The sequence below is a fragment of the Bradyrhizobium sp. SZCCT0153 genome (genome assembly GCF_018129995.1).
GTDB lineage: Bacteria > Pseudomonadota > Alphaproteobacteria > Rhizobiales > Xanthobacteraceae > Bradyrhizobium > Bradyrhizobium japonicum_G.
Map to the genome: position 1 here is coordinate 519445 of NZ_JAFCKS010000001.1, position 25495 is coordinate 544939.

The following is a 25495-nucleotide window of genomic DNA, read 5'->3' on the forward strand; positions in this document are numbered from 1 at the left end:
TGGCTTGTCGCAGCTTGCAACCCTAGCATGGGCTTCGAGGGCGCGGGGTGGGGGCCTCCGGGATTTCGCGAGCTTGTGAGCGGACGGGAACCGCTGCAGTCGCGAGGAATTCGCGTTCGGCTCGGGGGTTATCCTTCTGCGTCAAGCAGGATCGGCTGTCCACGCGGGCCGCCTGCCTTACATATGCGTGGGGAGGAAGACCATGTGGAATCAAGTCTATGATCCGCTGCACAGCCCTGTGCTGTCGACGATCGCGGCGGCCATCCCTGTCGTCACACTGCTTGTGCTGATCGCGAGCGGCCGCGTCCAGGCCCATATTGCCGCCGTCATCGCCGTGATCGTGGCCAATCTGATCACGATCTTCGTCTTCACCATGCCGGCCAACATGTCGATCCGCGCATCGGTGCTGGGCATCGTCACCGGCTTCTTCCCGATCGGCTGGATCGTTCTCAACGTCATCTTCCTCTACCAGGTGACCGTGTCGACCGGGCGCTTCGAACTCCTCAAGCGCGCGATCGGCGGCGTCACCGAGGACCGGCGGCTGCAATTGCTGCTGATCGCATTCTCCTTCGGTGCCTTCTTCGAGGGTGCATCGGGCTTCGGCACGCCGGTGGCAATCACGGGCGCCGTTCTGATCGGCCTCGGCTTCTCGCCGCTTGCGGCAAGCGGCCTGTCGCTGATCGCCAACACCGCGCCGGTCGCCTATGGCGCGCTGGGCACGCCGATCCAGGGTCTTGCCTCGGTTACCGGGTTCGATCCCTACATCCTCGGCGCGATGGTCGGACGGCAGCTGCCGTTCTTCTCGCTGATCGTGCCGTTCTGGGTGATATGGGCTTTTGCCGGTTGGAGAGGCATGAAGGACGTCTGGCCGGCGATTCTCGTCACCGGCGTATCATTCGCGATCCCGCAATTCGTGATCTCGAACTACATCAATCCCTGGATCGTCGATATCGGCGCGTCGCTGATCTCGATGGGTGCGCTGATCCTTTTCCTGAAGGTCTGGCAGCCGAAGCAGCTCTGGCTGTCGCCTGCGTTGCGCGGCAATGATGAATCGACCTCCACCATGGCCGGGGCAAAACCGCTCGACAAGACGCCACTCACGCAGAGCGAGCTGTTCAGCGCGCTTTTGCCTTGGATCATCGTCTGTATCGTGATGCTGATCTGGGGCAACGGCGGCTTCAAGACCTGGGCGAATTCGATCTTCACCTGGAACTACCCCGTTCCCGAGCTGCATCAGATGATCAACAAGATGCCGCCGGTCGCGCCAGGGCCGACGAAAGAGAGCGCGGTGTTCGGCTTCACCTACCTGTCCTTCACCGGCACGGGCATGCTGATCGCCGCGATCATCTCCGGCTTCCTGATGGGCGTCGGTCCCAGCCAACTTGTGACCCAGTACGGCCGCACCATCCGGCTGTGCGCGATCTCGCTGATCACGATCTCGGCGATGCTCGCGATCGGCACGCTGACGCGGCTCTCCGGTGTCGACGCCACGCTCGGCCTCGCCTTCGCCGCAACCGGCGTGCTCTATCCCTTCTTCGGCACGCTGCTCGGCTGGCTTGGCGTGGCGCTGACGGGGTCTGATACGTCGTCGAACATCCTGTTCGGCAACCTTCAGAAAATCACGTCCGAGCAACTCGGCCTGTCGCCGATTCTGATGGCCGCGGCGAACTCGTCCGGCGGCGTGATGGGCAAGATGATCGACGCGCAGTCGATCGTGGTCGCCTCCACGGCCACCAACTGGTACGGCCATGAGGGCACCATCCTGCGCTTCGTGTTCTGGCACTCGATCGTGCTGGCCTGTCTCGTCGGTGTGCTCGTGACGTTGCAGGCCTATATCTATCCGTTCACGGCGATGGTCCTGAAGTAGCAGGCCGCGTCCCGGCTTCGATGCAAATCAAATCCCCGCGGGTTGTCCTCGCGGGGATTTTTGCGTTCGAGGCCGGCGAACCTTCTCAACGGCGCCGCCGTCTTATAGAAGGTGCGGCAAATCGGGTCGGTCGAGAGGTCTCATGGTTTCGCTCAAGCGATTGGTGTGTGCAGCGGTTGCAATGCTCGCGATGTCCACGCTCGCGCGTGCGGAGGACGGTTTTCCGTTCGGCACCGAGATGACGCTGGAGGCGCTGCCGCAGCCGGGCTCGAAGCGGATTCCGAACATCGAGATCGGCGACAACGGCGAAGTCGTGCTGGAGCTCTGGTGCAAGGGCGGCAAGGGCCAGTTCTCGGTCGCCGGCAACACCGTGATCTTCGTCCCCGGCCAGATCCAGGACCGCGCCTGCCCGTCGGCAAGGGCGCAGGCCGACGACGATCTCGTCGCAGCCCTCGGCAGCGTCGAGACCTGGAAGCGTCAGGGCGACGTGCTCACGCTTCTCGGCCCCAAGCCGCTGCGCTTTCGCGTCAACGGAAATTAATCTAGGTCTCGCTCTCGTGTCCCGGACAAGGCGCAGCGCGAGAGCGATGCGCCGCAGAGCCGGGACCCGGTTGTCTATCCTCGATCTCGCGTGCGGCTTCTGGGCCCGGCTCGCAGCGCTTCGTCCGGGGCACGAGAGCCTATTTCCACACCGACTTGTCGGCGTCCCAGCGCTGGCCCTTCAGCTCCTTGGCGAGCGCTTCGACCGAGCCGTTGTCGTCGGGCTGATCGGCTTCCTCGTCGGCGGTCGCATCGTCCGACAGATTGAGCTTGGCGCCGCTGCTCTCGTCGGCGGTCGTGGTCGAGGGGCTGCCGATCCAGAGCATGAGCTTGTCGGTCGTGCCGGGCTTGTCGGGCGAGACCAGGCCGGCAACCTCGATCGTGTCGGTGAGCTCGAGTGCCGGGAAATCCTGGTTCGGCCGCTTGAAGACCAGCTTGAGCCTGCCCGTGGCCGGGTTGAAGCCTTGCGAGACCGGCTTTGCCGCGAGCGTCCTGCTCAGCACGCCGGCGACGGCGGATGCGAGCTTGTCGCGGTTGATCCTTTCGCCGTCGCGCCAGTCGGCGGCGGGAATGCGGATGGTGCGGTCCATCTCGGTCATGCCCGCGGTCCAGCCCGCGGCGGTGACGCCGGGCATCGCCTTGAATTTTGCCAGCAGCGCTGCCGCGCGCTCCGGATCGACCGAGATGTTGATGGTCTGCTCGCCGGCGCGCAGCGCATCGCAGCCCACGGTCAGGCTCGCCAGCGTCACCTCGACCTCCTGGCCCTTCAGGCTCTTCAGGAACTCGTTCGCGGCCTCCAGCTTGACCTTGACCGCGATCGCTTCGGGCGAGACGTCGGTGAAGTCCTTTGGCTGCGGCGTGATGCCGTCGTCGGAGGTCTGGTTGTCCAGAAACTCTTTTTCACTGAGGTCCGAATTGTCGGGCGAGGTGACCTCGGTCACGGCCTGGCCGATCGCGATCTGGCCGCGGAATTCGAACGAGTCCCCGGCCTGTTTGCGCAGCAGCTTGACGGTGACGGGCGCCTTCTCGCCGAGGCTCTGCGTCGTGCCGGTCAGGTTCTGGCCCGAGACCTGGAGATTGACGACGAAGCGGTCCTTGCGATCGGAATTCTTCGCGACGGGATAGCAGACGTCGAGCACGGCTGCGGTGACCGTCTTGCCCTGCCGCGTCTCCTTCAGGATCACGTCGGCGTTGCCGTCCATCAGCCCGTCGATCGAGGTGAAATAGCGCGTCTCGGTTCCGCCCGGGGCCGTGGCCTTCGGCGACAGCTTCATCTGGGCGGATGCGACCTCGGGCGAAATCGCAAGCAGGGCCGCCAGAAGGGCGGTGGAGCAGACCAGAAGCGCGCGCATCGACGAAATCCCCGGGGAAGGGAGCATGATCCGGAAAAGTGTGAAGCGGTTTTCCGAACCGATCATGCTCAAAATTTAGAATCGGCGCGTCACCGTAGTGGGTTTTGGCCGCCGGTTGAATCGGAAAGCTCCTTCCATGATCGGTAAAAAAGAAGGCCGCCCGGAGGCGGCCTTCGCATGATTGTAATGGAAGGGATGGGCCTTAGAAGCCGCCCATGCCACCGCCGCCCGGCATGGCGGGCGGAGCTTCCTTCTTCGGCGTCTCGGCGACCATGGCCTCGGTGGTCACCAGGAGGCCGGCCACGGAGGCGGCGTCCTGGAGCGCGGTGCGGACCACCTTGGCGGGATCGATGATGCCCTTCTCGACCATGTCGACATAGTCCTCGGTCTGGGCGTCGAAGCCGAAGGTCTCGGACTTGTTCTCCAGGATCTTGCCGACGACGATCGAGCCTTCCACGCCCGCGTTCTCGGAGATCTGGCGGATCGGGGCTTCCAGAGCCTTCAAGACGATGTTGATGCCGGCCTGGACGTCGGCATTGGCGTTGGTGAGACGGCCGACGGCCTTCTTGGCGCGGAGCAGCGCGACGCCGCCGCCGGGGACGATGCCTTCCTGCACCGCGGCGCGGGTGGCGTTGAGGGCGTCCTCGACGCGGTCCTTCTTCTCCTTGACCTCGATCTCGGTGGCGCCGCCGACGCGGATCACCGCGACGCCGCCGGCGAGCTTGGCGAGGCGCTCCTGCAGCTTCTCGCGATCGTAGTCGGAGGTGGTCTCCTCGATCTGGGCCTTGATCTGGCCGACGCGGGCCTCGATCTCCGGCTTCTTGCCGGCGCCCTTGACGATCGTGGTGTTCTCCTTGTCGATCACCACCTTGCCGGCCCGGCCCAGCATCTTCACCGTGACGTTCTCGAGCTTGATGCCGAGCTCTTCGGAGATGAGCTGACCGCCGGTGAGGATCGCGAGGTCCTCGAGCATGGCCTTGCGGCGATCACCGAAGCCCGGCGCCTTGACGGCGGCGACCTTGAGGCCGCCACGCAGGCGGTTGACGACCAGGGTGGCCAGTGCCTCGCCCTCGACGTCCTCGGCGATGATGACGAGCGGCTTGCCCGACTGCACCACGGCTTCCAGCACCGGCAGCATGGCCTGCAGGCCCGACAGCTTCTTCTCGTGCAGGAGGATGTAGGCGTCCTCGAGCTCGGCGAGCATCTTCTCGGGGTTGGTGACGAAGTAGGGCGACAGATAGCCGCGGTCGAACTTCATGCCCTCGACGATGTCGACCTCGGTGACGAGCGACTTGTTCTCCTCGACGGTGATGACGCCCTCGTTGCCGACCTTCTGCATCGCCTGGGCGATCATCTTGCCGATGGCGGCATCGCCGTTGGCCGAGATGGTGCCGACCTGGGCGACCTCGGAGGAGGCAGCGACCGGCTTGGCGCGCTTCTCGATGTCCTTGATGACGGACGCGACCGCGATGTCGATGCCGCGCTTGAGGTCCATCGGGTTCATGCCGGCGGCGACCGCCTTGGCGCCTTCGCGCACGATGGCCTGGGCCAGCACGGTCGCGGTGGTGGTGCCGTCGCCTGCGGTGTCGTTGGTCTTGGAAGCGACCTCGCGCAGCATCTGCGCGCCCATGTTCTCGAACTTGTCCTCGAGCTCGATCTCCTTGGCGACGGTGACGCCGTCCTTGGTGATGCGGGGCGCGCCGAAGCTCTTCTCGATGAGAACGTTGCGGCCCTTCGGGCCGAGCGTCACCTTGACGGCGTTGGCGAGAATGTCGACGCCGCGCAGCATGCGATCGCGCGCGTCTCCGGAAAATTTGACGTCTTTGGAAGCCATGGTCTGCAAACCCTCGTGTTTCGTGATGTGTCTTGTTCGTGCTGCGGCGCGCTCTCTTCGTCATTGCCGGGCTTGTCCCGGCAATCCATCACCCGGCGAAGAATGATGGATGCCCGGGGCAAGCCCGGGCACGACAGCGGCGCATTCAGCGGCGGTTCAGGCTGGCGGCCTTAGGCCAGGACACCCATGATGTCCGACTCCTTCATGATCAGGAGATCCTCGTTGTCGATCTTGACCTCGGTGCCCGACCACTTGCCGAACAGCACGCGGTCGCCGGCCTTCAGGTCGATCGGAATCAGCTTGCCGGCCTCGTCGCGGCCGCCGGGGCCGACGGCGACGACTTCGCCCTGGGACGGCTTTTCCTTGGCGGTGTCCGGAATGATAATGCCCCCCTTGGTCTTTTCCTCGGCGTCGATACGTTTGACCACGACACGGTCATGCAGCGGACGAAATTTGGATTTAGCCATGACGTTTCCCTTTGGAGGCTCGCTTCGGAACTAGCGGAAGTGGGTGGGGCGGCGCTGTCCGTCCACCCTCTCCCCGAGGATCAAACGGCGCGCTTAGCAATCGGGCTTTCCGAGTGCTAATAGTGGGCTCGGAAATATGGCTTGGCCGCGATCCTGTCAAGCAAAGGTGGTTAAGCGATTGGTGAGGCGGATATAGGATGGTGGTATTGGAAACTTGTTCGGGGCGCCGGCGTATCAAAGGACGTCATTGCTCAGGCGGCGGTTTTGCGCTTGGCTGCGGAAGGGGTGCGGCCATGGTCTTGTTCGGGGGAATGCCATGATCAGTTCGGCTCACGCGCGCACGGTCGCCAATCTGGCGGCCGCGTCTTGTCTGGCGCTGTTGCTGGGCGCCTGCGGCGGCGGCATGAGCCTGCCGTCCTTCTCGTCATCCTCGCCGCCGCCCGAAGCCGAGCCCGGCACCGGTCCGGAAATGCCGGCGAGCATCCGCGCCGACGAGATCGTCGGACGCTGGGGTCTCGCCTCGTTCCAGAACCCGGCCGACCGCGCCCGCACCGAGGCCGCCGCCCGCGCCCAGTGCAAAAATCCCTACGTGATCACCGCCGGTTCCTCCGGCGGCGTGATCATGCATCTGGCCGACCAGGCGACACCGCAGGAGCTGCGGCTGAAGGGCTCGCCCAGCGGCAAGAACTATATCGGGCCTGCCGGCCCGACGCCCGGCGAGCAGGACCGCGAGATCGTCTCCTTCGACGGCCGCGTCCTGATCACCCGCTTCATCGACAAGGACGCCGCCACCCGCTACGGCAACATGGTCTACGTCCGCTGCGCGCCGAGGGCGTGATCGGGGCTGGGCTCTCACCACGCGTCATGGCGCAATGACGCCCAAAAAAACGCCGGCTCGCGCCGGCGTTTTGTTTTTCACTCTGCCGCGTCCGCTCAGTCGAACAGCGCGTCGATGTCGTCCTGCGAGGCGTGGCCGACGTCGCCGGCGAGCTTGGGGCCGTTGAGGAGCTTCTCGTCCTCGCTGCGGGAATCGACCGGGGCCGGCACGTGGGCCTTGATCGCGTCGACGCCGCCCCAGATCTCCATCATGGCGTTGATGTGCTGCTCGATGAACTTCATCGTGGTCATGACCTTGCTGATGCGCTGGCCGGTCAGGTCCTGGAAGTTGCAGGCTTCGAAGATCGAGATGACGCGCTCCTGGATGTCGTCGGCGAGACGCTTCTGCTGGTCGGCCGATTGCACCTTGGACATCGCGCTGGCCGCCTGGTCGATCGACTCGGCGGCTTCGAGAATCTGCTGGGTCGCCTGTTCGGTGCCGCCGACGACCGCGCCGAGCTCGCCATTGACCTTGGCCATTTCGCCGCCGTCGAAGCTCTTGCCGTGCAGTGTCGCGATCTCGCGCTTGGTACGGTCGATGGCGTCGTGGATGAGGTCGAGCTCGACCTTCAGCTTTTCGCACTGCTCGATCTGCGCCCGGTAGGTATCGAGCATGGTGCGGGCTTCGGAGAGCTCGTGGGCAGTGGAGGCATCGATCGCGGCCATGGCGGCGCTGCCGGACAGCGGGACAGGGGTGCCCTTCGCCATCTGTGCGCGGATCGCACGCAACTCGGCCATGATCTCGCTGTGCATCGGCATTGCCTCTTCGGTTACGTCAAGGATTGGCATTTCGCCACCGACGATATCTTCGACACGAAAACGTTTGCGGTGAACAGCCATCAGGATACTCCCCCCACCTCATTCACGCGTCTTTGTAGGCAGAAGCGATTTAACACGAAGTTCACAGCAGGAACTGTTGTGCTGCGTCGCGCGACGGCGCGCAAAGAAGCAATTAACCATGGGCGCGCGGCATTCACCGAAAATAAACGCTGATCGCCGAATTGCACCGCTGCTGGCGACGTGGTGAATCCAAATGCCGCTTTCGTTTACCAAACAAAACGGCTTTTGCTTTTTATTGACCACGTCGCGGGGCGTGCGGATCAGCCATCAGCTCGCCACGACGCGTGTGATCTAGACGAAACAGTACAGAGTACGTCGATGTTCAAGAAAATGTCTGTGGCGCTGCTCGGCGGCGCTTGCACCTTCATTGCCGGCGCCGATCGCGCCAGCGCCTTCGACAACACGGTGCCGAACGATCCGCCCGCGGTGCTCTACCAGCCGCAGGTGCCGCCGGCGTCGGTGCGCGTCGCCTCCAATGCGAACATGGGCGGCGGCTTCATCGAGTTCCTGTTCGGTGACGGTCCGGGCCGCGGTCCGGCCTACTCACCGCAGCAGCCGGTGTATCAGCAACAGCCCGGCTATTACGACCAGCGCCGCCTGCCGCCGATGGGCGAGCCGCAAGTCCAGGGGGCAATTCAGCAGGACGCGGTCGACCCGCGCCAGCGTCAGTTCGATCCGAGATTCGAGAAACAATCCGTTGACTATAGCGGCAACGAAAGCGCCGGCACGATCGTGGTCGATACGCCGAACAAATTCCTCTATCTGGTCGAGGGCAACGGCCGCGCGATGCGCTACGGCATCGGCGTGGGGCGTCCCGGCTTCACCTGGTCCGGCGTGAAATCGATCACGGCCAAGCGCGAATGGCCGGACTGGACGCCTCCGGCGGAAATGATCGCGCGTCGTCCCGATTTGCCGAGACACATGGAAGGCGGCCCGGAAAACCCGCTCGGTGCCCGCGCGATGTATCTCGGCTCCACGCTTTACCGCATCCATGGCTCCAACGAGCCCTGGACCATCGGCACCAACGTTTCTTCCGGTTGCATCCGCATGCGCAACGAGGACGTCATCGATCTCTACGGCCGCGTCAATGTCGGCACCAGGGTCGTGGTGATGTAGGCGCATCGCGCTCGAAACAGGAACGGCCGCCTCATCGGCGGCCGTTCTCGTTTGGCGCAGGGATAAAAGCGTCAGGCGTAATCGCTGCCGCCGTCGTCATTGCCGAAATCACTGTCGTCGGCGAGGTCGACGTTATCGTCGCCGTTGTCGTTCTGATCGTTGTAATTCCGGTCGTCGTTCGACGCCTGGTCGGCAAAGCCCTGGCGGGAAGCATCCCCGCGGTCCCGACTAGAGCCGATGTCGTCGAGGCCGGCATCGCGCGCGAGCGAGCCGCCCGACTGGTCGCTGCCGCTCCAGGGGCTGCGATCGCCCAAGGCATTGGTGTCGCCGAAGGCCTGCTGGTGCGATCCGCCCATCATGCCGCGGATGCTGGAGAGCAGCAGCGAGCCGCCGACGACGCCGGCCGCGGCTGCCGCCGCCGTGCCGAGGAACGAGCCGCCGCCACCGCCGACCGGCGGGGCGCCATAGCCCTGACCCGGACCTTGATTTGGACCTTGACCGTAAGCCTGCCCATAGGGCGGCTGGCCATAACCGGGCTGGGACTGCTGCATCGCCTGGCCGCTGTTCCAGACCGGCCGCGCGTCGCGCGGCGGCACGTTCGGAACCGAGCCGCGCGACGGGCCCCCGCCGAACAGCGTGTCGCGCATCGTATCCAGGAAGCCGCCGGACTGCGCCTGCTCGGGCGCGTGCCCCGCCTCCAGCTCCTGAATGCGGGCATGGGCGCGCTTCAGCGCTTCATCCTGCAACAATACGGTCTGCACCAGCGCGTAGATCGCGCCGGGGGCCTTGCGCAGCCCGTCGGAGATGGCGGCGATCGCATCGGGATCGCGCGGTGCATTTTCCAGTTTAGAAAGCCGGTCGAAAAGCTCGTCGACGAGCTGGCGTTCCTGCGGCGTCATGATCTGTCTCCATCGCGCAAAACAAGCGCGAGGCAGATGTAGGGTTCCATTGTGGCCCCAACAGTGCCGGCTGGATTAAATTTCGGTATGCGACAAGCTGCCTCGCAAGGCCTGCTTTCCGCCGGTTTCATCCCAGCGTGACGCCGCTGTCCGTCAGCAGGCGCGCGAAGGCATCGCCGGCGAGATAGGCGTGCTCGCGTTCGCGGACATCCGTCATCGGGTCGAGGCCGGTGAGGACGTCGTCGACGAAGCCGGGATGGCACATCACGAGGCCGCCATCCGGCAGGCCTTCGAGGAATTGCCGCATCAACTCGCCGAAATCGGCGGCGCGGGTGAAATCATAGGCGCCGGCGAAACCGGGATTGAAACCGAGGCCCGCGTCGCCGGCGCGCCGGCGAAACTGCGCGCTGAGAATGTCGAGCACCAGCGCCTTCGGCGAGGCAAGTCGCTGCGCCAGCGGCAGGTCACGGCCGCCCTGGCGCACCCAGGCTTTTGGCGCGATCTCGCTGACCGCGTCGACAAAGCCGTCGCGCACCTGCGGAAACAGCTGCACATGCTGGTGGCCGTCGATGAAATCGGGCACGCGTCCGAACGCCTCCGCGAACGCCGCCAGCTGCACCTTGACCTCGTTGCGAAAGAATTCGCGGTCGAGCCTTCGCGTCAGGCCTGCGCGCAGCAACTTCGGAAACGGGAGAAACATGTCGCCGTCGAGTGGACGGAAATGCATGGTGAGCGGCCGAAACGGCGCCGACAGCGTCACGTGCAGTCCGATCGCGCAGCGCGGATTTGTCTTCGCTGAAGCCTGAAGCGCCTCGACCTCGCCGCGCTCGATTGCCGGGCCCACCATCATGACCGAGGTGGCGTTGAGGCGGCCGCGTTCGATCAGGTCGCGGATGGCGCGATTGACACCCGGGCTGATGCCGTAATCGTCGGCGCAGAGCCAGATCCGCCGCAGCTCCGCGGCCGCGCTCATTCGGCCGCCGTCCTCTTCGAGGCGTCGTCGGCCTTGTCGGTCTCGAAATGCTTTTCGCTGTGCTCGGCGACGAAGTAGATCGGGCGTGCCTTCAGCTCGGAAAGGATCTTGCCGATATATTCGCCGACGATGCCGATCATGATGAGCTGCACGCCGCCGATGGTCATCAGGCCGATCACGAGGGAGGGATAGCCGGGCACCTGCTTGCCGGTGGTCCAGACCTCCCAGAGGATCGAGAGGCCGAACAGGAAGGCGCCGCCGGCGAGGATCACGCCGAGCAGGCTGGCAAAGCGCAGCGGCGCCACCGAGAACGAGGTCACGCCTTCGATCGAGAGGCCCAGCAGACGCGCGGCGCTGAACGTCGTCACCCCATGGGTGCGGGGCGCGGGCTCGTAGTCGACGCGGATCTGGCGGAAGCCGATCCAGCTCGCCAGCCCCTTGAAGAAGCGATTGCGTTCCGGCAGCTGCCGGAGGGCTGCGACGGCGCGCGGCGACAGCAGGCGGAAGTCGCCGGCGTCCTCGGGAATCTTCTGGCGCGCGCCCCAATTGATCAGCGCGTAGAAACCCCGTCCGGCGAGCCGCCGCAGGAAGGGCTCGTTGTCGCGATGCGCCTTGGCGGTATAAACGACGTCGTAGCCGTCCTCGATCCAGTGCCGCACCAGCTGCTCGACCAGATCAGGCGGATGCTGGCCATCGCCGTCCATGAACATCACGGCGCCGAGGCGGGCATGGTCGAGGCCGGCCATCAGCGCCGCCTCCTTGCCGAAATTGCGCGACAGCGAGACGACCTGGACGTCGAGCGCGTCGGCCGGCAGGGTGCGTGCAATCGACAGCGTCGCATCCGCGCTGCCGTCGTCGACATAGACGATCTCGCAAGCGAGCCGATAGCGCTGCCGCAAGGTCCTGGCGAGTTCGCAGATCCGCTGGTGCAGGCCGGCGAGGCCCGCCGCCTCGTTGTAGACGGGGACGACAATCGACAGCCCCTTCGCGGCGGCGCTGGCTGCGGTGGTCGTCATGCCGGAAACGTCAGAGCCCAGCGTCATCGATCGAGGTCCCAGAGGCGTTCAAAGTCTTCACAACAGCATATGGTAGCTGCCGTTTGCTGTCGCTACGCTGAACGAACCTGGGGCTCACTGCCGCAGGAACGCCTCGAGCCTGGCGAACAGCGGGTTCTCCCGGTCGAAGACGTAGTCGAGCGAAACCACCGAGACGGTCTCGGCGCCATGCTCGCGCAGGAAGCTCGCCAGCGCATAGAGCTGCCCGGGCGGGCAGTGCAGCGTGAGCATGCCCGACGAGGTCGGCCCGCCGAACGGGGTCTCGACGCCGAACCGGCTGTGGGCTTCGCCAAGCAGGGCGGCGTCGCACTGTTTGAAGCGGGTCCGGACCTCGCGATATTTGTTGGCCCGCGCCCGTGCCGCGATGTGATCGAGGATGATACGCGCGGTCTCCCGCGCCTGCGGCGACCAGTCGGCGTCTTTCGAAGCGACCAGATTGGCCTGGCTGCGCAGCATCACGCCGTCGTCGAGCACCCGCAAGCCGTTGGCGGCGAGCGTCGCGCCCGTGGTGGTGATGTCGACGATCAGCTCGGCGGCACCGGCCGCCGGCGCGCCTTCGGTCGCACCGGTGCTTTCGACGATGCGGTAATCGGTGATGCCATGGCTCTGGAAGAAGGAGCGGGTGAGGTTGATGAACTTGGTTGCGACCCGCATCCGCATGTGATGCTGCTCGCGAAAGCCGGTGGTGACGTCGTCCAGGTCGGCCATGGTGCGGACGTCGATCCACGCCTGCGGCACCGCGACGACGACGTCGGCGTAGCCGAATCCGAGGCCCTCGATCAGGGACACGCGCTGGTCGGCATCGGCGATGGTCTCGCGCACCAGATCCTCGCCGGTCACGCCGAGATGCGCGAAACCGCGGGACAGCTGCGATGCGATTTCGCTCGCCGAGAGATAGGCGACTTCGACATTGTCGAGACCTGCGATGGTGCCGCGATAGTCGCGGGCGCCACCGGCCTTCGACAGCTTGAGGCCCGCACGGGCGAAGAAGGCCTCGGTATTTTCCTGAAGGCGGCCCTTGGAGGGAACGGCCAGAACGAATGGCGCGCTCATGACTTAAGCTCCCACCTTGCGGCCGATCCGGGTCAGCGCATCCACCCAGACCGAGAAACCAACCGCGGGGATCGGTTCGGCCGATCCAAGCTGGGTCATCAGCCCGTCATAGCGGCCGCCGGCGACCAGCGGCTCGGCGCCGTTGCCGCGGTGATGCAGCTCGAATTCGAAGCCGGTGTAATAGTCCAGGCCCCGTCCGAACGCGGTCGAGAAGCGGGTTCCCTTCACATCGATGCCGCGCGCGGCCATGAACCCGACCCGGCTTTCGAACTGGTCGATGGCGGCACTGAGGTCGAGCTTCGCATCATTGGTGAGCGCGCGCAGCTCGGCGACTGCGTCGTCGGGATTGCCCGATATCGACAGGAAGCGCTTGAGCACCGCGATCGCCTCGCGCGGCAGCGCGCCGCCCTTCAGCGTCGACTGCTCGAGGAAGCGGTCGGCGATCTCGGCCGTGGTGCGGCCGCCGACATTGGTGGTGCCGGCGATCGACATCAGATCGGTGACGAAGGCGAGCGCCGCCTTGCGGTCGGAGCCGGCAAGCGCTGCGAGCACACCCTCATACTCGCTGCGGGTCGCGGTGGTTGCGGCCGCCAGCCGCCCCAGGTCCTGCTCCAGGCTGATCTTGCGGTTGAAATCCTTGACCAGGCGGCGGCGCCAGACCGGGTAGAGGTCGAGCGCGTCGAGCAGCGCGTTGAACAGCGCCACGTCGCCGGTGCGGATCTCCACGTCACGGACGCCGAAGGCGGCGGTTGCCTCGAGCGCCAGCGCCAGCATCTCGGCATCGGCCGCTGCGCGGTCCTGCCGGCCGAATGATTCGATGCCGGCCTGAAGAAACTCGCTGGTCCGTCCGCTGCGGTATCGGAAGACCGGCCCCAAATAGCTGAATCCGGCCGGCTGGCCGGCGCGGCCGGAGGCGAGGTAATCGCGCGCAACCGGAATGGTCAGGTCCGGGCGCAGGCAGAGCTCCTCGCCGGAGAGGTCCGTGGTCAGGTACAGGCTCTTGCGGATGTCCTCGCCGGAGAGATCCAGGAATGGCTCGGCCGGCTGCAGGATCGCGGGCTCGGCCCTGACATAGCCGGCCTGCGCGAACGACAGCAGCAGCGTATCCGCCCAGGCGGCGGAGCCGGCAGCATTTGAGGTGGCAGTCGCGGTCATGACAGGGTCCATCGTCCCGGGCGGAACCGGGCAGGCAAGGGCGAGAGTTGGCGCAGCCCTTAGCATGGCCCGAAAGCGGTTTCGACCTCCAAAGGATCAATCGCTTAACGGTCGGCTTCCCGGATTTTTCATCGCGTTGCCGATGGCTTCGACGTGACTGAGCGGACTTGGGCCCTCAAGCTTCCGGACCGTTCGGCAGCCAAATCGCAAAGCCTTGCTCTTCGTGACGGCCATTAGAGGTATTTAAATACCATATTGCCGTCGCCTGGTCCCTTCCTGGTTTGGGCCGGGAAGTCGATCGGCCACCCCAGCGACATACCCTCCTTATTCAGGCCGTCCAGCGATGTCTTCGGGCGCTTCGCCAAGCGATGTCTCGGGCGAGGCGAAGGCGAGTCCTGCCGCGTCGGGGATGGCCTCATCCGCGAGCTGCTCTGTCAGTTTGAGGATTCTCTGCCGCTTGCTCGGGTCGGTTATGCCGAGAAATGCTCTGATCAATCGCAATTCCTCGCGTCGCCGCATCTCGAATACGAGATCCTCGTCCATGGCCATGTCGTCCTGCGCAACTGCCAGCCGAATGGCGGCATCATCGAAGTAACTGGATACGGTGGTCGCGCGTCGGAGTTTCGGCAGGCAGGCATGCGACGGTCAGTCGCTCGGCCGGTCGCGAAATTGTCTGGCCAACGCGCCTCGATGCGCCTGGAACTGCAGGCCAGCCTCACAATGAGAAATTGAGGACGATAGGCAAGTCGTCGCATACTCATTTTGGGTATGCAGGGTGATCCGCCCGCCGCTGCCGTCGTTTACAAGATGAATGCTGGTTTCCGATTCATGCTCAATACTTCAGATGCTATCCGGACGGTCTCGCGACACACGCTTGCCTATATGCTGTTTTCGATCAGCGAGCTTTTCCGGCATTACGACGAGTTCGATCCGCTGGACCTTCTGATCGTTCATGCGATTCTCAATGCGAACGTCATAGGTGTGATGAACGATCCGTCGTTGGACGAGAGGTTTTCCAGCATTCATGCGGTCGAGCCGGATGTCATCAAGCAAGGGGTCTCTCGTGCGGCACTCTCTCGCTTCCTCAGCCTGCCACTCGAGACAGTTCGCCGTCGCGTGACGGGACTCAAGAGGCGGAAAATTCTCGCCGAGACCAAGGCCGGCCTCATCGTGACCGAGCAGAACGCATTCAGGTTCGGAAACAATCACGAACTGCAGAAGACCAACATGCTGCTGCTGACGAAGCTGCTTCGGGATCTCAGGCGCGCCGGAATCAACGGGCCGGATGATCTGCTCGCCGCCAAAGGCACCGCGTCTACAAGGAAAGCGAAGTAAACGGCAGGATATGGATCAAAGCCATCTCAACATTGCTCGCGACGGAGCGCAAAGATCGGCGACGGACGGCTTGCTGTCGTTTCAGGGTCTCAAACCGTCCTCAGCCCTCGAGCTCCGATCGTATGACATGGATCATTTCGATGAAAGCGAGAGATATGCCGGCGCATCCAGCATGCCGTTGTCTGCCGGGGCGACCGCAATCATGCGCGCGCGGCTCTGCTTGCCGGCCCTGACCGTGTCTCTGCTGAGGACCTTCCCGCGGATCATTCGCGGCTATCAGCTGACGCATGCCGTCGCCGTGGTGGTGCCGATGGATCATGTGACCTCTGCCCGTATCAATGGGCAAACAATTGGTAGTTCCGTCCTCATTCTGACAGGCGATTCCGATTGCCTCGTGTATGAGCCGGAGGGCCGTCTGATCGCCGTTATCTATTTCGCTCTCCCCCACCGTGAACCTTGGCCTCAACTGGGTGAGGGCTATCATTTGCTGAACCCGGCATCGAACGTGCTCGCCTCCCTGCGCGGCTTGATCTCCAACACGCTTGAAATCGCAGCACATGATCCGGGCTTCCTGAACGAGCCGGCGTCGCGCGCCATCGTCGAGCAATCCCTGCGCAGCAAGATGGAAGCCGCGATTGGCACCAGCGTGGGCGGCGGACCCGTGCCATCCACGACGGACGGCTATCGGCGGATCGTCGCGGATATGGAAAAATTGATCCGGCACGATCTGACGATCTGGCACAAGACGACCGAACTGGCGCGGCAGGTGGGCGTGTCCGTCCGGACGCTCCAGAGTGCCGCGCAGGCCATCTGCGGCATGAGTCCGCATCGCTATAGCCGGGTCTTGCGCCTCTGGTCTGTGCGTCGGCAACTGCGCATCGGCCCCGGGCGGCGCAGTGTGAAGTCCTGCGCGATTGCGCATGGGTTCTGGCATCTCAGCGAGTTCGCGGCGAGTTACAGGGCGGCCTTCGGAGAGCTGCCTTCCGAGACCCTGCACCGGTCGATGCGAGAGAGAGTCTAGCCGCTTCCGCCGCCCCAATCGCCCAGCGCCGCCTGCACAAGGGCCAGCGCGGCTACCGCGGCCGTATCGGCCCGCATGATCCGGGGGCCCAGGGCCAGCCGCAGGATTTTGGGCTGCCGCAGCAGCAGCGCGCGCTCTTCCTCGGCAAAGCCGCCCTCTGGCCCGATCAATACGTCGATACCTTGTCTGGATTCGCGCGGGCCTTGCAGGCTCTGGATGGGGTTTTGGACCTCTGCCGCCTCGTCGCAGAAGATGAGCAGCCTGCCCTCGGCGCGCTGACTGAGATACCGTTCCAGCGGCACCGGCTCGGCAACAGTGGCGATGCTGAGAATGCCGCATTGCTCGGCGGCTTCGACCACATTGGCGCGCATCCGCTCGGTGTTGACCCGGGAGGCCTGGGTGAAGCGGGTCAGGACCGGCTGCAGCGTTGCGGCGCCCATCTCGATGGCCTTCTGCACCATGTAGTCGAGCCGGGCGTGCTTGAGCGGGGCGAAGACGTAAGCGATGTCGGGCAGCCGGTCCTGGAGCCGGGTCTGCTGGAGGATGACCAGGCCGTCCGGCCGCTTGCGACCTTCAATGGCCGCCTGCCACTCGCCGTCGCGGCCGTTGAATGCCAAAACCTCGGCGCCGGCGGCCAGCCGCAGCACATTGCCGAGATAATTGCTCTGGTCGCGGTCGAGCGCGACCCTGGCGTCCTGGGCAAGGGGGGCATCGACGAACAGGCGGGGGGCGCGGAAATCGTGGGAAGGCATCTTTCAAGGTCCGATTTGCCGCCTTTCTTAACCGAAACCCGCCATTTCGGGGACAAATATTGCCAAACTGGTGCGTCGGCGCGCCGCGCTCCTGCCCCATTCGACGGGTTGTTAAGCGCCGGCGGGAATCGTAAAATCGCGAACACGCTGGTTGCGCTTCAATTGGGAAGGCGCCGAACCCGTAAGCTCCTGCCGGAGAGACTGCCTTGATGATCCGTCATTTGATGGTTCCGATCACTGCCGCCATGGTCGCCATGGGCGCCGCCGGCGCCTATGCGCAGAGCGCCTTCCCGGCGCCGCTGCCTGGCCAGGCAGCGCCCGATCCCGCGTTTCCGCCTGTGAACGGCTCGGCCCCGGTCGCCTCCGTCGGCGGCGCGCCGCGCTCGTCCTTCCCCGTGAACGGTGCCGCGCCCGTCGGTGGCGCCGGCGCCTTCAGCGCGGCCCCGCCGACGCAAGGCGGACCCGGCGAGGACTGCATGAAGGCCTTCATTCCTCTGCGCGAGGACGCCGAGAAGCGCGGCAAGCTGATCAAGGCCGCGAGCGACCGTCACGCTGCGCCGGACGAGGCCTGCAAGCTGATCCGCAGCTTCGGCCAGGCTGAAGCCAAGATGATCAAGTACATCGAGTCCCACGCCGCCAAATGCGGAATCCCGCCCCAGATCGGCGATCAGATGAAGGCCGGCCACAAGAACACCGAGGCCATGCAGACGAAGGTCTGCAATGTCGCGCAGCAGATGCAGAACCAGCCGCGCGGTCCGGCCGGCCCGTCGCTGAGCGAGGTGCTGGGGTCGGGCACGGCGCCCGAGGCCAATGCCGGCAAGAAGGGCGGCAGCACCTTCGACACGCTCAACGGCAACGTCCTGACCCGATGAGCGATACATCCGCCCGCGTTGCCGATTCCACCGGCAACTGGGTCGATACCCGCGCGCCGCAATGGGCGCGGCCTTATCTGCGCCTGTCCCGTTTCGATCGTCCGATCGGCTCCTGGCTCCTGTTGATGCCGTGCTGGTGGTCGGCGGCGCTCGCCGCCGGCATGGCGCATGACGTCCGCGGCCTGCCGCTGATCATCGTCCTGTTCTTCATCGGCGCCTTCGTGATGCGCGGGGCGGGCTGCACCTGGAACGACATCACCGACCGCGACCTCGACGACAAGGTCGAGCGCACCCGCTCGCGGCCGCTGCCGTCGGGGCAGGTGAGCACGAAGCAGGCGCTGGCCTTCATGGTCGCGCAGGCGCTGATCGGGCTCGTGGTGCTGCTGCAGTTCAACCGTTTCGCGGTCCTGACCGGCATTGCCTCGCTGCTGATCGTCGCGATCTATCCCTTCATGAAGCGCGTCACCTGGTGGCCGCAGACCGTGCTCGGGCTCGCCTTCTCCTGGGGCGCCTTGATGGGATTTGCCGTCACCTTCGGACGCATCGACGTCACCGCGCTCGTGCTCTATGCCGGCGCGATTTCCTGGGTGATCGGCTACGACACGATCTACGCGCATCAGGACGCCGAGGACGACGCGCTGATCGGCATCAAGTCGACCGCGCGCCTGTTCGGCGCCCACACCCATCAGGCGCTGATCCTGTTCTACGGCCTGTCGGTGGTGCTGATCGGCGTGGCGCTGGCGTCCGGCGATGCGCGCTGGCCGGCCTGGCTCGGGCTAGCGGCCTTCGCCGTGCATCTGGCCTCGCAGATCGTGCGGCTGAAGATCAGCGACGGCGAGCTCTGCAAGCGGCTGTTCTATTCGAACCGGGATGCCGGGCTGCTGCTGTTTGCGGGATTGCTGGTCGACGCGGTGATGCGGTCGGCCTAATTCCTCGCGATGATCTCGCGTTCGCCCTGATGCACCGGCAGTTCGCGTGCGATGCCGGTGCGGCGGCGCATCAGGAATTTCGGACGGCGGGCGCGGATCGCGTTGGCGCGGCGACGGCGGGCTGCGGGCTTGCGGGCGCCTTCGTCGAGCTGCGGAAGTGCGAACAGCTCGCTCCACACGGCCCAGGCCTCGGCGAGATCGTCGCCGTCGGCGCTGACCAGCAGCGGAACGGAGAGCGAGGGGTCGCGATGCACGAGCACGAGGGTCTGCGCCTCGTCGTTGCCGCGCAGAGCGACGCCGGTGAAGTCGCTGACGCGGACGTTGATCGCCATCTGCATGCCGCGGACGGCACGGCGCAGCACGACGCGTTCGCGATGAAGCTCGATCTGCCTGGTGTATCCGTCGGCGCGCGGATCATGCGCATCGAAGCGGACCGGAAGGGAAAGAGGGTCGAGCCGCAAGCTGCGGCCCGACCCGGCGGGAGCGATCCCGCTTGTTGCTGTTTGACGCCTCACGGCTTCGTTCTCCCCGCCAGGATTATGTTCCCGGTCGATGCGAGGACCTTAGCGCGCGCCGCTCCGAAACCGCTTAAAAAGGCTGGTTAATCCAGCGTCACTGCGGGTCATGATTGACAAGACCTTGGCACGCATGATTGACGAGACGTTGCGGAAGCTTCGCGAATCTGAGCTTTCTGAAGCCTGAAAATGCTTGAAGTCCGCGCCAATCGGGCACATCTGTGGGTTCCGGTCCCGAACCCCCAACAGGATTTCGTTTGTGAACCCTTCACCAAGCTCGACGCTTTCGCCCAAGGATTCCTCCAAAGAATCGTCCAAGGCCAATCGCGACCTGTTCGACCAGTCGGCGCTCTCCGATCTCGCGCAGCGGCTGGTCGAGGCTGCCAGGCGCGCCGGCGCGGATGCGGCCGACGCGGTCGCGGTGCGCGGCATCTCGCAAGGCGTCGAGGTGCGCGACGGGCGCGTCGAGGAATCCGAGCGGTCCGAGGGCGACGACGTCGGCCTGCGCGTGCTGGTCGGCCAGCGCCAGGCGGTGGTCTCGACCAACGACGCCAGCGGCGATGCGGTGACCAAGCTTGCCGAACGCGCGGTCGCGATGGCGCGCGTCGCGCCCGACGACAAATATGTCGGCCTCGCCGATCCCGCACTGCTCGCGCGCGACTTCCCCGATCTCGATCTGCTCGATCCCGACGTGCCCGCAACCTCGGAGCTCGAGCGCCGCGCGCTCGAGGCCGAGGCTGCCGCGCTCGCGGTGAAGGGCGTCACCAAATCCGGCGGCGCCTCGGCCTCCGCCGGCATGGGCGGCATGGTGCTCGTGACCAGCACCGGCTTCCACGGCTCTTACCTGCGCTCGAGCCAGGGCATCTCGGCGACCGCGATTGTCGGCGAAGGCACCGGCATGGAGCGCGATTACGACTTCACTTCGGCGCCGCATGGCGCGGACCTCTTGTCGCCGGAGATCGTCGGCCGCTCCGCCGGCGAGCGCACCGTGGCGCGCTTCAATCCGCGCAAGGTCGAGACCTGCAAGGTGCCGGTCGTGTTCGATCCGCGCGTTGCCGGCTCGCTGGTCGGCCACGTCGTCGGCGCCATCAACGGCGCCTCGATCGCGCGCAAGACCAGCTTCCTGAAGGACAAGCTCGGCCAGCAGCTGTTCGCGAAAAACATCCGCATCGTCGACGATCCCCTGCGCAAGCGTGGCCTGCGCTCGCAGACGTTCGATGCCGAAGGCGTGGCTGTGAAGAAGATCGCGCTGATCGACGAGGGCGTGCTGACGACCTGGCTGCTCGACTGCGCCACCGCGCGGGAGCTCGGCCTCACCACCACCGGCCACGCCCATCGCGGCGTCTCGTCCTCGCCGTCGCCCGGGCCGTACAATCTGCATCTCGAAGCCGGCACGCCGACGCCGGCCGAGCTGATCTCCGACATCAAGCAGGGCTTCTACGTCACCGACCTGATCGGCTCCGGTGTCAACGGCGTCACCGGCGATTACAGCCGCGGCGCGTCCGGCTTCTGGATCGAGAACGGCGAGCTCACCTATGCCGTGAGCGAGGTGACGATCGCAGGGCACCTGTTCGAGATCTTCAAGTCGATGCAGCCCGCGAACAATCTCGAGTTCCGCTACGGCATCAATGCGCCGACGGTGCGCATCGAGGGTTTGACGCTTGGCGGACGTTGACGCGAACCCGACAGATCGATCCATCCTGACGCGCGACGCGGCGCTGCTGCAAGACGCGGTGCGGGAAGCGGGTGCTCTGGCGCGGTCGATGTTCCGCACCGAGTTGAGAAAGTGGACCAAGGGCGCGTCCTCGCCGGTGTCGGAAGCCGACATCGCCGTCAACGAGCTGCTGGAAACGCGCCTGCGCGCTGCGACGCCCGACTATGGCTGGCTGTCGGAGGAGAGCGCCGACGATGCCGCGCGGCTGTCGCGGCGGCTGACCTGGATCGTCGATCCCATCGACGGCACGCGCAATTACCTCAATGGCCATGACGAATGGTGCGTCAGCGTCGCGCTGGTCGAGGACGCTACGCCCGTCCTCGCCGCGGTGTTCGCGCCGACCAGCGACGAATTCTTCTTCGCGGCCCGCGGTCAGGGCACCACCCTCAACGGCGCGCCGGTGCGGGCAGCGTCCGGATCCGAGCTGGACTTCTCGCGTGTCGCGGGCCCGAAGCCTCTGGTCGAGCGCCTCAAGCCGTCGCTCGGCGAGATCATGCTGCATCCGCGAATCGGTTCGCTCGCGCTGCGGCTCTGCCGGGTCGCCCATGGCGCACTGGATGCGGCCTTTGCGGGGGGCAACAGCCATGATTGGGACCTTGCGGCGGCCGATTTGATCGTGCAGGAAGCGGATGGTAGGATGAGCGACCTCTCCGGAGATCCCATCCTCTATAACCGCCGGGAAGTGGCGCACGGGGTGCTGGTGGCAGCGGGTCGCGATCGACATGCGAACATTGTCGCGCATTTTCGAGCCCGCCCCTTGCCCTGAGCGCTTTCGTCCTGCTTGTCGAACACTGCTTTGCCGGGCAGCCCGTTAGGAACAGAATCCATGCCAGATAGTGCCCCGCAACAACTGCTTCACCTCGTGATCGGCGGCGAGCTCGTCAATCTCGAGCACAACACCTTCAAGAACCTCGACGACGTCGAGGTCGTCGGCCTCTATCCGAACTACGCGACCGCGCACGCCGCCTGGCGGGCCAAGGCGCAGAGCACGGTCGACAACGCGCAGATGCGCTATTTCATCGTCCATCTTCATCGGCTGCTCGACCCGAATCAAGAACCGGCGCGTTGAAAAAGCTGCTTCGCAATACGCTGCGAAGCAGCTTTGTTCAGCGTGCCGTCGGGATCCTGGCGGCCGAATACCTGCGTCTGGTCTGGCGGACCAACAAGTTCACGTTCGATCCGCCTGATGTCTATGACCGCGTCGAGCCGCAGATCCCCGCCATCTTCGCCTTCTGGCACGGCCAGCATTTCCTCACGCCGTTCATCAAGAACAAGGACTGGTACAAGGCCAGGGTCCTGATCTCCCGCCACCGCGACGGCGAGTTCAACGCGATCGCCGCCGAGCGGCTCGGCATCGGCACCATCCGCGGGTCCGGCGACCATGGCGGCGCCTTCCATCGCAAAGGCGGCGTCGGCGCCTTCAAGGAAATGGTGCGCACGCTCCAGGACGGTTGTAATGTCGCGCTGACCGCCGATGTCCCCAAGCGCTCGCGCGTGGCCGGGCTCGGCATCATCATGCTGGCACGGGAATCGGGGCGGCCGATCATGCCTTTTGCGATGGCGACCAGCCGCTTCGTCCGGCTCCAGAACTGGGACCGCACCACCATCAACCTGCCGTTCGGGCGGGGCGCATTGGTCGGCATCAAGGAAATCCACGTTCCGCCCGATGCCGACGCTGCCACCATGGAAGCGCTGCGGCTCGAGCTGGAAGAGACGTTGAACGAGGCGACCCGGCGCGCTTATGCGCAACTCGGCCGCCCGGGACCCGCAGATGGCTAACTCGCTGCCCGGCTCGCTGCCGATGACACTGCGGATGTATCGGCGCCTGGCTCGCGGCCTGGTGCCGCTCGCGCCTGCGCTGATCAAGCGGCGGCTGAAGCAGGGCAAGGAAGATCCCGCGCGTGTCGGCGAACGGCGGGGCCTGTCCCGGGACGTGCGGCCGCACGGACCGCTGGTCTGGATTCACGGCGCCAGCGTCGGCGAGGTGCTGGCCGCGGCGGCGCTGATCGAGCGGCTGCGCGATCTCAATCTGCGCATCCTCCTCACCTCCGGCACGGTCACCTCGGCCGCCGTCGTCGCAAAACGCTTTCCGCCCGACGTCATCCATCAATACGTCCCGTATGATTCCCCGCGCTACGTCGCGCGCTTCCTCGACCATTGGAAGCCGTCGCTGGCGCTGTTCATCGAATCCGATCTGTGGCCGAACCTGATCCTGGCCGGCGCGGCGCGCCGCGTGCCGATGGTGCTGATCAACGGCCGGATGTCGCCGCGCTCGTTCCCGCGCTGGCGGCGCATGCACGGCACCATCTCGGCGCTGCTGTCGCGGTTCGACATTTGCCTCGCGCAGTCGAAGACCGATGCCGAGCGCTTCTCGACGCTCGGCGGCCGCGACGTCGTCACCACGGGCAATCTCAAGCTCGACGTTGCCGCGCCGCCCGCCGATCCCGCCAAGCTCGAACGGCTGATGGCGATGACGCGCGGGCGTCCGATCATCGTCGCCGCCTCGACCCATCCGGGCGAGGAGGAGATGCTGGTGGCGGCGCATCGCAGCCTCGCCGGTTTCTTCCCGCAGCTCCTCACCGTGATCGTGCCGCGCCATCCGGATCGCGGCTCCTCGATCTCGGGCCTGATCACGGCATCGGGCCTCGAGCCCGCGCTGCGCTCGCGCGAGGAACTGCCGACGGCGACCACCGACGTCTATGTCGCCGACACCATGGGCGAGCTCGGCCTGTTCTACCGCCTCTCGCCGATCGTGTTCATGGGCGGCTCGCTGATCCGCCATGGCGGCCAGAATCCGATCGAGGCGATCAAGCTCGGCGCGGCCATCGTCCATGGTCCGCACGTCTTCAATTTCGCCGAGGTCTATGAGGCGCTCGACGGCAGCGGCGGCGCGCGCCAGGCCGACACGCAGGAGACGCTGGTCAAGCTGCTCGGCCAGCTGCTGGCCGATCCCGCCCTGCGCGACAGGATCCAGCACGCAGGCCACGGCGTGGTGGAGCAGCTCGGCGGCGCGCTCGAGCGCACCATGACCGCGCTCGAGCCGTATCTGTTGCAGTTGCGGATCGAGATGGGGGCGGCCAATGCGTGAGCCGGCCTTCTGGTACCGGCCACGTTCGCTCGAATCGCACGCATTATGGCCGTTGGGCGCACTCTACGGCGCGATCGCCGAACGGCGCATGCTGCGCGAGGGCGTGGACGCCGGCATCCCCGTGATCTGCGTCGGCAACTACCATGTCGGCGGCGCCGGCAAGACGCCGACGGTGCTGGCGCTGACCAGGCTGTTGCGCGAGCTCGGCGAGACGCCGGTGGTGATCAGCCGCGGTTACGGCGGCAGCCTGAAGGGTCCTGTGATGGTCGACCGGATGCGTCACACCGCACCCGATGTCGGCGACGAGCCCCTGATGATGGCGCGCGACGTTCCTGTTGCGGTGGCGCGCGACCGTCTCGACGGCGCGGTGCTGGCGAAGTCGCAAGGCGCCACCGTGATCCTGATGGACGACGGTTTCCAGAACCCGCGTCTGCTCAAGGATGCGTCGTTGATCGTGATCGACAGCGAGCGCGGCCTCGGCAACGGCAAGATGTTTCCGGCCGGCCCCCTGCGCGCGCCGCTGCAGGCGCAGCTCGCGCGCACCGACGCGCTGGTGCTGATAGGCGGCGGCCATGCCGCGGATGATGTCGCGGCCGAGCTCGCCGGTCGCGACACGCCGGTGCTGCGCGCCCGGCTGAAGCCGGACGCGGCTTCGGTTGCGCAACTCCTTGGCAAGCGGGTTTTCGCCTTCGCCGGCATCGGCGATCCCGAGCGCTTCTTCCGCAGCTTGCGCGCCTGCGGCATCGAGATCGCGCGCACGCGTCCCTTCGCCGATCACCACATGTTTTCGGACGACGAGATCGCCGCGCTCGCAGCGGAAGCGCAACGCGAGCAGCTCACCCTGGTGACGACGGAAAAGGATCTCGCGCGCCTGCACGGCCGCGAGGGCGTGCCCGGCGGCATCGTGCCGTTCGCCGTCCAGCTCGAATTCGACGACCCGGTCGCGCTTCGGCAATTGATCGGCGACCAGCTCTACAAGGCGCGCGAGCGGCGGTTCAGCACGCGTTGATCTCGAAGGGCAGGCAAAGCGACGCCGCCGCGGCCAAAAAGCGAAGTGTCGCAGCCGATGAATTCTCTTCCGCGCATTCGGGAGTTGATATAGCCTTGCATGAGAGCCGTCGCCGGGACGTGCCGAACTCCCGGAAATCATTGGCGGCGTTTATGCCCACGGCGGGCAGTACCTTCATCATTTCAGATGCAGCGGCCGTAACGACCAGTTCGGAACGGCAGGGAGAGTCATTG

Annotated in this window: 26 protein-coding genes; 14 read left to right on the forward strand and 12 right to left on the reverse strand. The window is 65.6% G+C overall.

The window, feature by feature from the left end; genetic code table 11:
* Positions 1 to 202 precede the first annotated feature (202 nt).
* The gene (locus JQ572_RS02575; protein WP_211381408.1) at positions 203 to 1867 is read left to right on the forward strand and encodes an L-lactate permease; all 1665 of its coding nucleotides are present in this window, start codon (positions 203 to 205) and stop codon (positions 1865 to 1867) included.
* Between the two features lie 142 nt (positions 1868 to 2009).
* Positions 2010 to 2408 (forward strand): META domain-containing protein, encoded by a 399-nt coding sequence (locus JQ572_RS02580; protein WP_211381409.1) that lies wholly within the window; start codon positions 2010 to 2012, stop codon positions 2406 to 2408.
* A 139-nt stretch (positions 2409 to 2547) separates the two neighbouring features.
* Here the strand turns inward: JQ572_RS02580 and JQ572_RS02585 are convergent, their stop codons facing one another.
* The 3 genes from JQ572_RS02585 to JQ572_RS02595 all read right to left on the reverse strand — a co-directional run bounded on the left by JQ572_RS02585 (position 2548) and on the right by JQ572_RS02595 (position 6060).
* On the reverse strand, positions 2548 to 3759 hold the full coding sequence (locus tag JQ572_RS02585) for a hypothetical protein (protein WP_211381410.1): 1212 nt from the start codon (positions 3757 to 3759) through the stop codon (positions 2548 to 2550).
* Between the two features lie 202 nt (positions 3760 to 3961).
* A complete protein-coding gene (gene groL / locus JQ572_RS02590) occupies positions 3962 to 5593 on the reverse strand; it encodes a chaperonin GroEL (protein ID WP_211381411.1) in 1632 nt (543 codons plus the stop codon).
* A 170-nt stretch (positions 5594 to 5763) separates the two neighbouring features.
* Complete coding sequence (locus tag JQ572_RS02595; RefSeq protein WP_211381412.1) at positions 5764 to 6060, reverse strand: co-chaperone GroES; 297 nt, start codon at positions 6058 to 6060, stop codon at positions 5764 to 5766.
* Positions 6061 to 6376: 316 nt separating this feature from the next.
* Here JQ572_RS02595 and JQ572_RS02600 point away from each other — a divergent pair, with 316 nt between their 5' ends.
* On the forward strand, positions 6377 to 6898 hold the full coding sequence (locus tag JQ572_RS02600; RefSeq protein WP_007596953.1) for a hypothetical protein: 522 nt from the start codon (positions 6377 to 6379) through the stop codon (positions 6896 to 6898).
* Between the two features lie 95 nt (positions 6899 to 6993).
* Here JQ572_RS02600 and JQ572_RS02605 read toward each other — a convergent pair whose 3' ends face one another.
* Positions 6994 to 7776: a protein phosphatase CheZ gene (locus JQ572_RS02605; RefSeq protein ID WP_211381413.1), complete on the reverse strand. Its 783-nt coding sequence runs from the start codon at positions 7774 to 7776 to the stop codon at positions 6994 to 6996.
* A 318-nt stretch (positions 7777 to 8094) separates the two neighbouring features.
* Between JQ572_RS02605 and JQ572_RS02610 the strand changes: the two genes are divergently transcribed.
* Positions 8095 to 8892: a L,D-transpeptidase gene (locus tag JQ572_RS02610; RefSeq protein ID WP_211381414.1), complete on the forward strand. Its 798-nt coding sequence runs from the start codon at positions 8095 to 8097 to the stop codon at positions 8890 to 8892.
* A 71-nt stretch (positions 8893 to 8963) separates the two neighbouring features.
* On the opposite strand, the gene JQ572_RS02615 is transcribed toward JQ572_RS02610, so the two are convergent.
* The 6 genes from JQ572_RS02615 to JQ572_RS02640 form a co-directional block, all read right to left on the reverse strand.
* Entirely contained in the window at positions 8964 to 9791 is an 828-nt protein-coding gene (locus tag JQ572_RS02615; RefSeq protein WP_211381415.1) for a DUF2076 domain-containing protein, read from the reverse strand.
* A 127-nt stretch (positions 9792 to 9918) separates the two neighbouring features.
* Positions 9919 to 10764: a ChbG/HpnK family deacetylase gene (locus JQ572_RS02620; RefSeq protein WP_211381416.1), complete on the reverse strand. Its 846-nt coding sequence runs from the start codon at positions 10762 to 10764 to the stop codon at positions 9919 to 9921.
* A complete protein-coding gene (locus tag JQ572_RS02625) occupies positions 10761 to 11807 on the reverse strand; it encodes a glycosyltransferase family 2 protein (protein ID WP_211381417.1) in 1047 nt (348 codons plus the stop codon). Before JQ572_RS02625 ends, JQ572_RS02620 begins: the two co-directional genes overlap by 4 nt.
* A gap of 87 nt (positions 11808 to 11894) precedes the next feature.
* Complete coding sequence (gene hisG, locus JQ572_RS02630) at positions 11895 to 12872, reverse strand: ATP phosphoribosyltransferase (RefSeq protein WP_211381418.1); 978 nt, start codon at positions 12870 to 12872, stop codon at positions 11895 to 11897.
* Between the two features lie 3 nt (positions 12873 to 12875).
* Positions 12876 to 14027, reverse strand: a complete 1152-nt coding sequence (locus tag JQ572_RS02635) for an ATP phosphoribosyltransferase regulatory subunit (RefSeq protein WP_211381419.1) — start codon at positions 14025 to 14027, stop codon at positions 12876 to 12878.
* A gap of 324 nt (positions 14028 to 14351) precedes the next feature.
* Positions 14352 to 14570, reverse strand: coding sequence for a hypothetical protein (locus JQ572_RS02640; RefSeq protein ID WP_249128796.1), 219 nt, complete (start codon positions 14568 to 14570; stop codon positions 14352 to 14354).
* Positions 14571 to 14795: 225 nt separating this feature from the next.
* On the opposite strand from JQ572_RS02640, the gene JQ572_RS02645 reads away from it, so the two are divergent.
* Positions 14796 to 15362: a hypothetical protein gene (locus JQ572_RS02645; protein ID WP_249128864.1), complete on the forward strand. Its 567-nt coding sequence runs from the start codon at positions 14796 to 14798 to the stop codon at positions 15360 to 15362.
* A 127-nt stretch (positions 15363 to 15489) separates the two neighbouring features.
* Entirely contained in the window at positions 15490 to 16383 is an 894-nt protein-coding gene (locus tag JQ572_RS02650; protein ID WP_249128797.1) for a helix-turn-helix domain-containing protein, read from the forward strand.
* On the opposite strand, the gene JQ572_RS02655 is transcribed toward JQ572_RS02650, so the two are convergent.
* Positions 16380 to 17135, reverse strand: a complete 756-nt coding sequence (locus tag JQ572_RS02655; protein WP_211381422.1) for a 16S rRNA (uracil(1498)-N(3))-methyltransferase — start codon at positions 17133 to 17135, stop codon at positions 16380 to 16382. The genes JQ572_RS02650 and JQ572_RS02655 overlap by 4 nt on opposite strands.
* 209 nt (positions 17136 to 17344) lie before the next feature.
* On the opposite strand from JQ572_RS02655, the gene JQ572_RS02660 reads away from it, so the two are divergent.
* Both JQ572_RS02660 and ubiA read left to right on the forward strand, forming a co-directional pair.
* Positions 17345 to 18007, forward strand: a complete 663-nt coding sequence (locus JQ572_RS02660) for a hypothetical protein (RefSeq protein WP_211381423.1) — start codon at positions 17345 to 17347, stop codon at positions 18005 to 18007.
* On the forward strand, positions 18004 to 18936 hold the full coding sequence (gene ubiA / locus JQ572_RS02665) for a 4-hydroxybenzoate octaprenyltransferase (protein ID WP_211381424.1): 933 nt from the start codon (positions 18004 to 18006) through the stop codon (positions 18934 to 18936). The genes JQ572_RS02660 and ubiA overlap by 4 nt, the downstream gene beginning before the upstream one ends.
* Here ubiA and JQ572_RS02670 read toward each other — a convergent pair.
* On the reverse strand, positions 18933 to 19451 hold the full coding sequence (locus JQ572_RS02670; protein WP_211381425.1) for a DUF6101 family protein: 519 nt from the start codon (positions 19449 to 19451) through the stop codon (positions 18933 to 18935). The genes ubiA and JQ572_RS02670 overlap by 4 nt on opposite strands.
* A 259-nt stretch (positions 19452 to 19710) precedes the next feature.
* Between JQ572_RS02670 and JQ572_RS02675 the strand changes: the two genes are divergently transcribed.
* From JQ572_RS02675 to lpxK, 6 genes are read left to right on the forward strand one after another with little or no spacing between them, the layout of a single operon-like run.
* Complete coding sequence (locus JQ572_RS02675; protein ID WP_211381426.1) at positions 19711 to 21126, forward strand: TldD/PmbA family protein; 1416 nt, start codon at positions 19711 to 19713, stop codon at positions 21124 to 21126.
* The gene (locus tag JQ572_RS02680; protein WP_211381427.1) at positions 21113 to 21931 is read left to right on the forward strand and encodes an inositol monophosphatase family protein; all 819 of its coding nucleotides are present in this window, start codon (positions 21113 to 21115) and stop codon (positions 21929 to 21931) included. Before JQ572_RS02675 ends, JQ572_RS02680 begins: the two co-directional genes overlap by 14 nt.
* Positions 21932 to 21991: 60 nt before the next feature.
* On the forward strand, positions 21992 to 22234 hold the full coding sequence (locus JQ572_RS02685) for a DUF4170 domain-containing protein (protein ID WP_211381428.1): 243 nt from the start codon (positions 21992 to 21994) through the stop codon (positions 22232 to 22234).
* Positions 22231 to 22944: a lysophospholipid acyltransferase family protein gene (locus JQ572_RS02690; protein WP_211381429.1), complete on the forward strand. Its 714-nt coding sequence runs from the start codon at positions 22231 to 22233 to the stop codon at positions 22942 to 22944. Before JQ572_RS02685 ends, JQ572_RS02690 begins: the two co-directional genes overlap by 4 nt.
* Entirely contained in the window at positions 22907 to 24253 is a 1347-nt protein-coding gene (locus JQ572_RS02695) for a 3-deoxy-D-manno-octulosonic acid transferase (protein WP_211381430.1), read from the forward strand. Before JQ572_RS02690 ends, JQ572_RS02695 begins: the two co-directional genes overlap by 38 nt.
* A complete protein-coding gene (lpxK, locus tag JQ572_RS02700; protein ID WP_211381431.1) occupies positions 24246 to 25262 on the forward strand; it encodes a tetraacyldisaccharide 4'-kinase in 1017 nt (338 codons plus the stop codon). Before JQ572_RS02695 ends, lpxK begins: the two co-directional genes overlap by 8 nt.
* Positions 25263 to 25495: the final 233 nt, after the last annotated feature.

Bases quoted from the DNA above. Each gene is read 5' to 3' on its own strand.
- JQ572_RS02575 (WP_211381408.1), top strand. From the start codon at position 203: ATGTGGAATCAAGTCTATGATCCGCTGCACAGCCCTGTGCTGTCGACG.
- JQ572_RS02580 (WP_211381409.1), top strand. From the start codon at position 2,010: ATGGTTTCGCTCAAGCGATTGGTGTGTGCAGCGGTTGCAATGCTCGCG.
- JQ572_RS02585 (WP_211381410.1), bottom strand. From the start codon at position 3,759: ATGCGCGCGCTTCTGGTCTGCTCCACCGCCCTTCTGGCGGCCCTGCTT.
- groL (WP_211381411.1), bottom strand. From the start codon at position 5,593: ATGGCTTCCAAAGACGTCAAATTTTCCGGAGACGCGCGCGATCGCATG.
- JQ572_RS02595 (WP_211381412.1), bottom strand. From the start codon at position 6,060: ATGGCTAAATCCAAATTTCGTCCGCTGCATGACCGTGTCGTGGTCAAA.
- JQ572_RS02600 (WP_007596953.1), top strand. From the start codon at position 6,377: ATGATCAGTTCGGCTCACGCGCGCACGGTCGCCAATCTGGCGGCCGCG.
- JQ572_RS02605 (WP_211381413.1), bottom strand. From the start codon at position 7,776: ATGGCTGTTCACCGCAAACGTTTTCGTGTCGAAGATATCGTCGGTGGC.
- JQ572_RS02610 (WP_211381414.1), top strand. From the start codon at position 8,095: ATGTTCAAGAAAATGTCTGTGGCGCTGCTCGGCGGCGCTTGCACCTTC.
- JQ572_RS02615 (WP_211381415.1), bottom strand. From the start codon at position 9,791: ATGACGCCGCAGGAACGCCAGCTCGTCGACGAGCTTTTCGACCGGCTT.
- JQ572_RS02620 (WP_211381416.1), bottom strand. From the start codon at position 10,764: ATGAGCGCGGCCGCGGAGCTGCGGCGGATCTGGCTCTGCGCCGACGAT.
- JQ572_RS02625 (WP_211381417.1), bottom strand. From the start codon at position 11,807: ATGACGCTGGGCTCTGACGTTTCCGGCATGACGACCACCGCAGCCAGC.
- hisG (WP_211381418.1), bottom strand. From the start codon at position 12,872: ATGAGCGCGCCATTCGTTCTGGCCGTTCCCTCCAAGGGCCGCCTTCAG.
- JQ572_RS02635 (WP_211381419.1), bottom strand. From the start codon at position 14,027: ATGACCGCGACTGCCACCTCAAATGCTGCCGGCTCCGCCGCCTGGGCG.
- JQ572_RS02640 (WP_249128796.1), bottom strand. From the start codon at position 14,570: ATGGACGAGGATCTCGTATTCGAGATGCGGCGACGCGAGGAATTGCGA.
- JQ572_RS02645 (WP_249128864.1), top strand. From the start codon at position 14,796: ATGCAGGGTGATCCGCCCGCCGCTGCCGTCGTTTACAAGATGAATGCT.
- JQ572_RS02650 (WP_249128797.1), top strand. From the start codon at position 15,490: ATGGATCATTTCGATGAAAGCGAGAGATATGCCGGCGCATCCAGCATG.
- JQ572_RS02655 (WP_211381422.1), bottom strand. From the start codon at position 17,135: ATGCCTTCCCACGATTTCCGCGCCCCCCGCCTGTTCGTCGATGCCCCC.
- JQ572_RS02660 (WP_211381423.1), top strand. From the start codon at position 17,345: ATGATCCGTCATTTGATGGTTCCGATCACTGCCGCCATGGTCGCCATG.
- ubiA (WP_211381424.1), top strand. From the start codon at position 18,004: ATGAGCGATACATCCGCCCGCGTTGCCGATTCCACCGGCAACTGGGTC.
- JQ572_RS02685 (WP_211381428.1), top strand. From the start codon at position 21,992: ATGCCAGATAGTGCCCCGCAACAACTGCTTCACCTCGTGATCGGCGGC.
- JQ572_RS02695 (WP_211381430.1), top strand. From the start codon at position 22,907: ATGCGCAACTCGGCCGCCCGGGACCCGCAGATGGCTAACTCGCTGCCC.
- lpxK (WP_211381431.1), top strand. From the start codon at position 24,246: ATGCGTGAGCCGGCCTTCTGGTACCGGCCACGTTCGCTCGAATCGCAC.